10 protein-coding genes are annotated in these 8,980 nt (G+C 66.6%); 4 read left to right on the top strand and 6 right to left on the bottom strand.

Annotation, left to right across the window (positions count from 1 at the left end; translation table 11 throughout):
- The coding region (locus DD1DGNOD_RS01305) for a DUF2530 domain-containing protein (protein WP_131769258.1) at positions 1-249 on the bottom strand (249 nt) is incomplete at its 3' end.
- A gap of 133 nt (positions 250-382) precedes the next feature.
- Between DD1DGNOD_RS01305 and DD1DGNOD_RS01300 the strand changes: the two genes are divergently transcribed.
- The 3 genes from DD1DGNOD_RS01300 to DD1DGNOD_RS01290 are packed head-to-tail and all read left to right on the top strand — an operon-like array spanning position 383 to position 2,107.
- Positions 383-1,354 carry a hypothetical protein gene (locus DD1DGNOD_RS01300; protein WP_131764736.1) on the top strand — a complete coding sequence of 324 codons (972 nt, stop codon included), beginning with the start codon at positions 383-385 and terminating at the stop codon, positions 1,352-1,354.
- Between the two features lie 49 nt (positions 1,355-1,403).
- Positions 1,404-1,733 carry a DUF433 domain-containing protein gene (locus DD1DGNOD_RS01295; RefSeq protein ID WP_131764735.1) on the top strand — a complete coding sequence of 110 codons (330 nt, stop codon included), beginning with the start codon at positions 1,404-1,406 and terminating at the stop codon, positions 1,731-1,733.
- The gene (locus DD1DGNOD_RS01290; protein ID WP_131764734.1) at positions 1,730-2,107 is read left to right on the top strand and encodes a DUF5615 family PIN-like protein; all 378 of its coding nucleotides are present in this window, start codon (positions 1,730-1,732) and stop codon (positions 2,105-2,107) included. Before DD1DGNOD_RS01295 ends, DD1DGNOD_RS01290 begins: the two co-directional genes overlap by 4 nt.
- A 181-nt stretch (positions 2,108-2,288) precedes the next feature.
- Here the strand turns inward: DD1DGNOD_RS01290 and DD1DGNOD_RS01285 are convergent, their stop codons facing one another.
- From DD1DGNOD_RS01285 to DD1DGNOD_RS01265, 5 genes are all read right to left on the bottom strand, one after another.
- The gene (locus DD1DGNOD_RS01285; protein WP_131764733.1) at positions 2,289-3,539 is read right to left on the bottom strand and encodes an acyl-CoA dehydrogenase family protein; all 1,251 of its coding nucleotides are present in this window, start codon (positions 3,537-3,539) and stop codon (positions 2,289-2,291) included.
- Positions 3,540-3,611: 72 nt separating this feature from the next.
- Positions 3,612-4,598, bottom strand: a complete 987-nt coding sequence (locus tag DD1DGNOD_RS01280) for an ABC transporter substrate-binding protein (RefSeq protein WP_131764732.1) — start codon at positions 4,596-4,598, stop codon at positions 3,612-3,614.
- 156 nt (positions 4,599-4,754) lie between these two features.
- Positions 4,755-5,297, bottom strand: coding sequence for a flavin reductase family protein (locus DD1DGNOD_RS01275; RefSeq protein WP_241255388.1), 543 nt, complete (start codon positions 5,295-5,297; stop codon positions 4,755-4,757).
- 95 nt (positions 5,298-5,392) lie between these two features.
- Positions 5,393-6,010, bottom strand: coding sequence for an NADPH-dependent FMN reductase (locus tag DD1DGNOD_RS01270; protein ID WP_131764730.1), 618 nt, complete (start codon positions 6,008-6,010; stop codon positions 5,393-5,395).
- A 143-nt stretch (positions 6,011-6,153) separates the two neighbouring features.
- A complete protein-coding gene (locus tag DD1DGNOD_RS01265) occupies positions 6,154-7,164 on the bottom strand; it encodes an ABC transporter substrate-binding protein (protein ID WP_131769256.1) in 1,011 nt (336 codons plus the stop codon).
- 910 nt (positions 7,165-8,074) lie between these two features.
- Here DD1DGNOD_RS01265 and DD1DGNOD_RS01260 point away from each other — a divergent pair.
- Entirely contained in the window at positions 8,075-8,953 is an 879-nt protein-coding gene (locus DD1DGNOD_RS01260; RefSeq protein ID WP_131769257.1) for an ABC transporter permease subunit, read from the top strand.
- The last annotated feature ends 27 nt before the right edge of the window (positions 8,954-8,980 follow it).

Raw genomic sequence — 8,980 nt, 5'->3', positions numbered from 1 at the left:
ATGGACGGGGGGAACCTGCCGGCGCAGGCGGTTGCGGCGGCGGGTCGTGGACCAGATGCCGGCCAGGCCGAGCACCGAACCGACGGCGGCGGTAGCGATCAACCACAGGTGACCGGCATCGCGCAGATCATCCCAGAACGGCAGCATCACGACCAGGCCAACGAACCACAGGACCGTCCCCACCGTCACCGACAGCACACCGTCGTACGGGAGCGGTTCCAGCTGCCGGCGCTCGCCCGTCGCGCTCACCCTCACGACGCTACCCGGGCTCGCCCGTCCGAGGCGGAGCATACGGATGCCGTCTGCTGTGACTGCGCCGCGGTCTGCGCCCGCCGGGAGCCTGCGCCCCGCCGCTGTTCACCGGATCGCTACAGTTGGGCCGGTGGTGACGAAGGAAGCTCTGCGTACGTCCAAACCGCCGCTTCCCCTGTGGGATACTGCCGTGACCGTTGTGCCACCGCCCGGCGACGGTCCCGGGTACTGGGCGGGAGCGCCGAGCGCGATTCTCGTCGATGGAATCTTCTATCTGGCCTACCGGTTACGCCGTCCGCTCGGACATGGCCGTGGATACGCCGTCGTCATCGCCAGGTCCACCGATGGTGAGCGGTTCGAAACGATAACCACGATCGACCGGGAACCCTTCGGCGCGGAGTCCCTGGAGCGCCCTGCGCTCGTCGTCACGCCCGAAGGCCGGTGGCGGCTCTACGTCAGCTGCGCCACCCCGAACAGTCCGCACTGGTGGGTCGACCTCCTGGAGGCGGATTCCCCGAGCGGCTTCGACCCGGCCGACCGTCGCACCGTCCTTCCCGGGGACGCCCACACCGCGGTCAAGGACCCGGTGCTGGTCCGGACGGACAAGGGCTGGCACCTGTGGGCCTCGTGCCACTTCCTGGACGACCCGGACGCCACGGACCGGATGGAGACCCGCCACGCGACCAGCCCGGACGGCCTGACCTGGACCTGGCGAGGCACCGCGCTCGCACCGCGTCCCGGCGCCTGGGACCGCCGCGGGGTCCGGATCTCCTCGGTCCTCTGCGACGAGCGGCAGCCGATCGCCTACTATGACGGCCGCGCATCGGCCGAGGAGAACTGGGAGGAACGTACCGGGATTGCCGTCGGGCTCACCCTGAACGACCGGTTCCACGCGGTGGGCGACGAACCGGCCGCGGTGTCACCCCACGGCGCCGGAGGTATGCGCTACCTGAGCGTCGTCGAGCTCACCGACGGCGGAACCCGGCTGTTCTACGAGGCGACACGCTCCGACGGCGCCCACGAGCTGTACACGGAACTCCATCCTCCGAGCAGCGACACCGTGGTTGATTTCCAGCCGCCGGCAGCGCGACAAAAACCATAATCACGCCGCCTCCGACCGTAATCAGCTTCTCAGCCGCCGACAGTCCGTGATGTTCTTCCTGCCTGCCCTGCCTGTCGAGGCAGCCCCGTGGGACTACAGTGCGAACACGGGCGCTGGAAACGCGTTCCGGCGGCCGTACCATGAACGGGTGGCCTTCGAACGCATCACGGTTGATCCCGAGCAGATGGGCGGGCTGCCCTGTATCCGGGGTCTGCGGGTGACGGTCAGTGCCGTCGTCGGGCAGCTCGCGGGCGGTCGGTCCATAGACGAAGTGCTGGCTGACTATCCCTACCTCGAGTACACCGACGTGCTGGCCGCGCTCAGATACGCGGCCGCCGCCGTCAGCGAGCGAGAACTGCCCTTGGCCGCTTCGGCGTGAAGCTCCTGATCGACGCGAATCTGTCTCCTCGCGTCGCGGCGAGGCTGGCTGACGGCGGTTTCACCGCCAGCCACGTCATTGACGTCGGTCTCGGCGCAGCTACCGACACCGCCATCACCGCGTGGGCGATCGAACATGATCACATAGTCGTCTCCAGTGACAGTGACTTCAGCGCGATCCTCGCGCGGACCGGCGGCGCGAAGCCGTCGTTCGTACTGCTGCGACATCTCAATGAGTTGAGCCCCGACCAACAGGCCGATCTGCTTCTCGCCAACCTGTCGCAGGTCAAGGACGACCTGGGGGCCGGTGCTGTCGTGACCTTCGTCCGGGACCGGATGCGTGTGCGTTCGTTGCCGTTCCGCTCGATGCCCTGACCGGTCCCGTTCCCGGCCGCAACCACCACGCAGACCATGATCTAAACGATTTTGTCGATGTGTACGCTTTTCGGCCACATTAGCGTACACATCAACAAACTCGCGCCGATCTTCTGGGTGGCCAGCACTCATCGACGCATGCCACAGTTCGCCAGGCCACGCATGGTTACTGACCGGCGCGCTAGCGAGTCAGCAGGGCGCGGCCGGCCGCGGCGTGAATGGCGTCATCCTGCGGGGTGTGCACCCGGCCGCAGAGCACGTTTCGGTAGTGACGCTCCAGTGGGTTCGCGCGTGTCAGGCCGGGATTGCCGATCAGGGCAACCGCCTGGCCCACCACGTTGATCGCGGCGTTCGTGACGACCGACTTCACGGCGCTACCGCTGGAGGCGAGAACCGCCTTCCCTGCGTCGACCTCACGCGCGGTCGTCTCAACGAGCATCCGGATCGTGGTCAGCGTGACGTCGATCTCCCCGACAGCTGCCTGGAACCGCGGCAGGCTCGCCAACGGCTTGCCGAGGTTGGACGGTACCCGCTCGTGCAGAAAGCTGATCAGCCAGTCGCGGGCGGCCTCGGCGACCCCCAGATAGATCGCCGAAATGGCCAGGCCGTTCCATGATGCGATGTTGGATCCGGCCGCCGCCGGGTCCTTCAGCTTCGACACGGGAGTCAGCGCGATCCCCGCTCCAGCGTCCAGACGCACCCGGTTGAAGACCACGTCATGGCTTTCGGTTGCGCGCATACCGAAGTGGTCCCAGGTACGGATGATCTCGATGCCCGGGGCGTCCGCCGGCACCAGGAAGGTGCCGACCCGCGGCTCGCGCGACTTCGGCTGCTCCTGGGAAGACTCCGGCTGCTCCTGGGAAGCGGCATCCCCCACCGGATCGCTGGCGGGATCGGTGGCTCCCCACACCAGCATCCAACGCAGCACCGGCGCGCCCGTCGAATAGATCTTGTGGCCGGTGAGCTCCCAGCCGTCCCCTGTCCAGCGCCCCGTCGTCGCGGGTATACCGCCACGTGCGGGGGTGCCGAGGTCGGGTTCCACCCGCAGCCCGTTGACCATCGCACCCTCTTCGACGGTGGAACGCGCAACGGGCGCGTATGCCTCCTCGGGCCATTCTCCGGAACGTCCGTAATGTGCATGGATGAGGTAGGTCATGGCAAGGACCAGCGCGGTCGACGGGTCGCCGCGGGCTATCGTCCCGAGCACCTCGACCACGTCGGACAGGTCTGCCTCCGCGCCGCCGTAGGCAACGGGGACCGTGAGCCCGACCAGCCCGGCCTGGCGCAGCCGGTCGAGGTTCGCCACCGGGAAAATCCCCGACCGGTCGTGTTCGGCCGCGGTCTCGGCGAACTCGGCGGCCAGCTCGACCAGCAGCTCCTGACGCGACTGACGCGATGGCGCAACTGACGGTGGAGCGCTCTGGATCGACATGGGTCACCCTTTCCGGGAGATGTGGCTGCCGGTGGACAAAACCCGGGTGGCCGTGGCCGACAACGCCGTCGGTCAGGCGCCGATTTTCTCGATCTCGGCGTTGAATGCCGTACTCCAGTAACCGGCCACGTCCACCTTGGATTTCAGCAGTTCCGCCTTGACGAAGACGTCCGCGACGTCCTGCTCGGAGGCGATGGCCGCCGGGGAGGTCGGGAGGAGCTTGGAGGGCCGCTGCTCCTCACCGGTCCTGAAGACCTCCAGGGCCTGCGTCAGAGGTTGCTTCGTCTGCTCGGCAGTGGCCTTCGCCCAGTCGTCGGGATGCGCTCGGGCCCACGCGTATGCCTTCTGCTGGCGGCCGAGGAAGTCGACGATGGCCGCGTGCAGGGCCGGGTCGGCTATCGCCTTCGGTGTGGCGGCGTAGTTGAAGTTACCGGACAGGATCTTCTCGCCGCTACCCAGCGTCGTCGCGCCAGCCTGCTTCGCGGTGATGACGGCGGTGCCGTATGTCGCAAGTGCGTCGATGTTGCCTGACAGCAGAGCGGTCACGCCGTTGGGGACGGTCAGCTTGACCGGCTCGACGTCGTTCCAGCCGAGGCCCGCCTGCTCCAGCAGCTTGAACAGGAAGTAGTGGGCGGTCGTGCTGGCGACATAGCCGATCTTCTTTCCCTTCAGGTCGGCCACCGACTTCACCGGAGAACCCTTGGGAATGAGGAGTTCCTGCAGGAGGGTGTTGCTCTGCAGCACCGCGATGACCTTGAAATTGCCGCCGCCCGCGGACTGGCTGGCGAAGATGGGCGGGATCTCGCTCGCACTTACGAGGTCCAGGTTCCCGGCAGCCATCGCCTGAAGCTGCAGACTCCCGCTGTCAAACGTAACGTATTCGACCTTGTACGGCGTGTTGGACAAGCCAGCGGATTCAAGATAGAGCCGCTGCCGCTGATACCCGGTCTCTCCGACACGCAGGGTGACGCCGCTGAGGTCCGGTGTGCCGGTGACTCCCGCGGACGCAGTGGCGGTGGGCTTGTCCGAATCCCCGCCGCAGGCAGCCAGGCCAGCCATCGCAACCAGGGCCACAAGCAGTACGGAAAAGGCGCGAAACCGGGATCTGCGTCGTCCCGGCGGCATTCGCTCGACTATTTTCAGGCGCACCGTTTCGCCCCCCACGTTATTCGGATCAAAGGATTTATAAAACCACGTTCGGGTGAAATTCTGCGCTCATCCGGTATCACTTTCGGTGAAGGTCCCGTAGCGGCCGTCGTGGTAAATCAGCGGCGTCGCGTCGTCACCGGTGTGCGCCTGCAGGACCCGGGCCACCAGCAGACGGTGGTCACCGGTGGCAACGCGGTGCTCAAGCCGTGCCCGAACCCAGGCCTCCGCCTCGACCAGCAACGGTTCACCGGTCGGCAGCCGCGTCCAGCGGGTCGGCGGAGCGAACCGGTCGACCCCCTTGGTGGCGAAGCGGTGAGCCGTGTCGCGCTGGCCATCGGAGAGCAGATGTACGACCACCGTGTCCGCGACGAGCAACGCCGGCCAGCTTGAGGACGTCGACGCCACGGACAGCGAGATCAGCGGCGGTTCAAGCGACAGCGAGGCTACCGACGTCGCGGTGAAACCGACCGGGCCGGATACTCCTTCCAGGGTCACCACCGTCACTCCTGCCGCGTGCCGGCGGAAGACCTGGCGGTAGGCATCCGGGTCGACTCCGCGCTCAGCAGCATCGTCGGTGCCGGCGGGAGCAGCGCCGACAAGCCGGACCACCGGGGCATCAGCAATGCCGTGACCATCCAGTGATCCTGGAACCTGGGCCTCCGGCGCACGACGGGCGGTGGCGGACGCGGGCCGGGCCGGGCGGCTCAACGCGCACGCTCCGATCCGGTGGCCGACACCAAAGCAGCCGGCGCCGCAGTGGCCGATGCCCGTGCTGCCAGCGCCGCGACGGCCGCCTGGACCAGCCCACTGTTCGCCGCGGACCAGCCGGCGACCTGTTCGTCGAGATCCGGCAACTGGGCTTCGAGGATCGAGAACGCTGGGACGGCAACGGTCGCGCCGAGTTCACCCAGCAGTGGACGCAGATGAAGCTCGGCAACACCCAGATGCGCCGGCGCACCTGACACGATCACCGGTACGGCGACCACACCGGCCAGCCCACCCGATGGGAGCTGATCGAGGAACGCCTTGAGCAGACCTGTGTAGCTGGCCTTGTACACCGGCGTCGCCACGACGAGCACGCCTGCCTCGCGTACGGACTCCAACGCGGTGGCGACAGCTGCGTCGGCGTCGGCGAACAGGTCCCGTGCCAGCAGGGCGAGGTCGATGTCAACGGGATCCGTGGGCGCCCCCGCATTGAACACGGGATCAGCGGCCAGGCCGTCCCGGATCCGGCCGGCAACCGCGCGGGCGACCGCAAGCGTCCGCGAAGCTGGGCGAGGGTTTCCACTCAGGACGATGATGCGCGGGAAGGGCTGCGGCATAACCAGCCTCCGACTGGGCTCTGAGTGAGCAAGGGGCCTGGGCCTCCGGCAGCGCGAAAAACATGATCGCTCCTCCTTCGGCCGGTAGTGGACGCGGATGGTTGACGGGCTTCAGTCTCTTCCAGTCTGTTCCACAGCTGCAGTCAACTGCTCAGCGATCGGAGCAGGAACGAGGCCACATCGAGCTTCTTGTCGAGAACGCCGGCCTCGGTGTAGACGTCCGAAGTGCTCTGCAGGTCCTTGACGACCGTGTCGTCGATCGGGACAACGGCTACGTTCCGGCGGCCGACCACCGTCGCCGCCACCGGCTCGGGCAGCTTCGTCAGGGAGGCGAACAACTTGGTGAATGCCTCCTTGTTGGTGTTCGACCACTCGTATGCCTTGCCCTGACGGGTCAGGAAGTCGGCGATGGCCGCGCGCTTCGCCGGATCCCCGAGAGCCTGCTCCGAACCGACGGTGAACCCGAGCCCGGCGCTGATCCCGGCACCGTCCCGGATGACACGAGCGCCCTTCGCCTCCGACAGCGCGATGTAGGGATCCCAGGTGGCCCAGGCTGCGATCTGGTTGGAATCGAAGGCAGCACCCGCCGCCTGCGGCGACAGGAACGAGATCTGCACGTCGTTCGGGGTGAGCCCGGCCTCCTTGAGCGCGCCGAGCAGCAGGAAATGTCCGACGCTGCCCTTCGTGGTCGCTGAGACGGTCTTGCCCTTCAGCTCCGCCACACTCTGGATGGGCGAGTCCTTGTGGACCAGGAGTGCGACACCCTTCGCGGAGTGACGAGTCGCACCGACAATCTTCAGCGGTGCACCGGAACCGATCGAGGCGAGGACGGGAGCGTCGCCGGCACCGCCGATGTCGGCGGCGTTCGCCCGCAGCGCCTGCAGCAGTGGGGCGGCGGCGGAGAAGTCCGACCATTCGACCTTGTACGGAGCGCCCTTGAGCACGCCGGACGCCTCGACCACTGCCTTGAGCTGACCGACCTGGTCTGCGACCCGGAGGGTCACGCCGGACAGGTCCGGCGTGGCACCCGCCGCCGGCGATTTCGCGTCGGAGGAATCGGATCCCCCGCCACAGGCAACGGCCAACGACAGGGCCGCGAGTGCGACGATGCCGGCGATCAGGCGAGGTCTTGGACGGGTGGACAGGCGTGGCATCAGGCAACTCCGATACGCGGACTTCTTCCGTCCGCGAATGTGGATGTGATGGTGGAGGGAGACGGGTCAGGTGGCCGCCCGCCGATGGAAACCGGCTGAGCGACAACCAGAAACCGGCCGGGCGACAAAAACGTCTGACGACCCAGCGAAAATTCTGATTACAGAAAGTTGCACTACCGTGGGAAAGCGGCCATGCACCGACCGGATTCGCAACGACGGCGCCGGCAAGGCCGTCATCGACAGCGGCTGCTCCAGGCCCGACCGTAATCCACGCAACGACGTCGCGTCAGGACGGTCTCAGCAGGCACAAAACAGCACTCTGCGTATTTTTCGCTTGTTCAGTCAAGGAGTGGAAAAGTGATATGCGTCACATAAGTTGGTCCATTGACGCCGGTAGGAGCGTCATGCTTCCGTTGATTTCATGTTCAAGCCGGCGCTTCTGGTTACTCGGGGTCACATCGACCTTCTTCGGGTGAAGTCTGCCGCCTGTCCGGCCTCCTGGACCAGGACATGACCCCACCCAGCAGGTGACCCAGGAGCGCCGCAGCACGCCTGCTCCAAGAATTTCCGATCACGCAAAGTGATCTGTTTTCCGGATGCGCAGCAAACATGCCATATCTGCCAGCAGATCCTCCGCGACACATGCCCTTCTTACGGCTGACTGCTAGTCACTTTGTGGGCCGGTGGCGCAGGTGAACAGCAATCCAGCCACCTCCAGCTACGTGCGGCCACCTGACCCCGCGACGCCTGCGGCCACTACCACTGACCCTGTAATGCCTGCAGCGGCGCGCTGACCGCGTCACCGTCGGCCTTATGTACGGCGGACCTCCGGCAGTGCCAGAAATGCATCCAAAGCGGAGAATTTGTGACAATACAGACACTTACTGCCGGGAACGACACGACGACGCGCGTGCCCGACCCGGCTGTCGACACCGACGGACAGGGCGCGCAGGCGGCAACGAGCGGCACGCCCGCCCGCAGCGCCCCCACGCTGATAACGGTCACTGCGTCGGCCGCCAGACGGCGCGGCGTGCCACGCTGGATCCGGCGACCGGTGGGCCCACTGCTCCTGCTGCTGCTGTGGCAGATCGCGAGCTGGAGCGGCAGCACGTCCACCGACCTGCTTGCCTCGCCATGGACCGTCGTCACCACCTTCGCAGACCTCGTCAGCAGCGGCGAGCTGCCGAAGGCGATCGCGGTGTCGCTGCGTCGCGCCGGCAGCGGCGTGCTACTCGGCGGGTCCGTCGGTATCCTCCTGGCACTGATCGCGGGGCTGTTCCGGCTTGGCGAGGACCTCATCGACGCGTCGGTACAGATGATCCGGACCGTGCCGTTCGTGGGCCTCATCCCACTGTTCATCATCTGGTTCGGCATCGGCGAGACGCCGAAGATCGCCCTGGTCGCCTTCGGTGTCACCTTCCCGCTCTACATCAACACCTATGCCGGTATCCGCAACGTCGACTCCGACCTCGTCGAAGCCGCCCGCACGGTCGGGCTGACCCGCCTGGGGCTGATCCGGCACGTCATCGTGCCAGGTGCGCTGCCGAACGTCCTGGTCGGTCTCCGCTTCTCCCTGGCCATCTCGTGGCTCGCGCTCATCTTCGCCGAGCAGATCAACGCCAACCGAGGTCTAGGGCAACTCATGAACGACGCCCAGGAGTTCCAGCGGACCGACATCATCGTCGTCTGCCTGGTCGTCTATGCCTTTCTCGGACTCACCGTGGACGCCATCGTCCGACTTCTCGAAAGGATGCTGCTGTCGTGGCGACCGGCATTCAGCGGAACGTGACCACCCTGCTTGACCCGGACGTGCCCG

This window comes from Candidatus Protofrankia californiensis, from assembly GCF_900634765.1.
In the GTDB taxonomy this organism is placed as follows: Bacteria; Actinomycetota; Actinomycetes; order Frankiales; family Frankiaceae; genus Protofrankia; species Protofrankia californiensis.
This window is presented reverse-complemented; position numbering and strand designations above follow the sequence as displayed.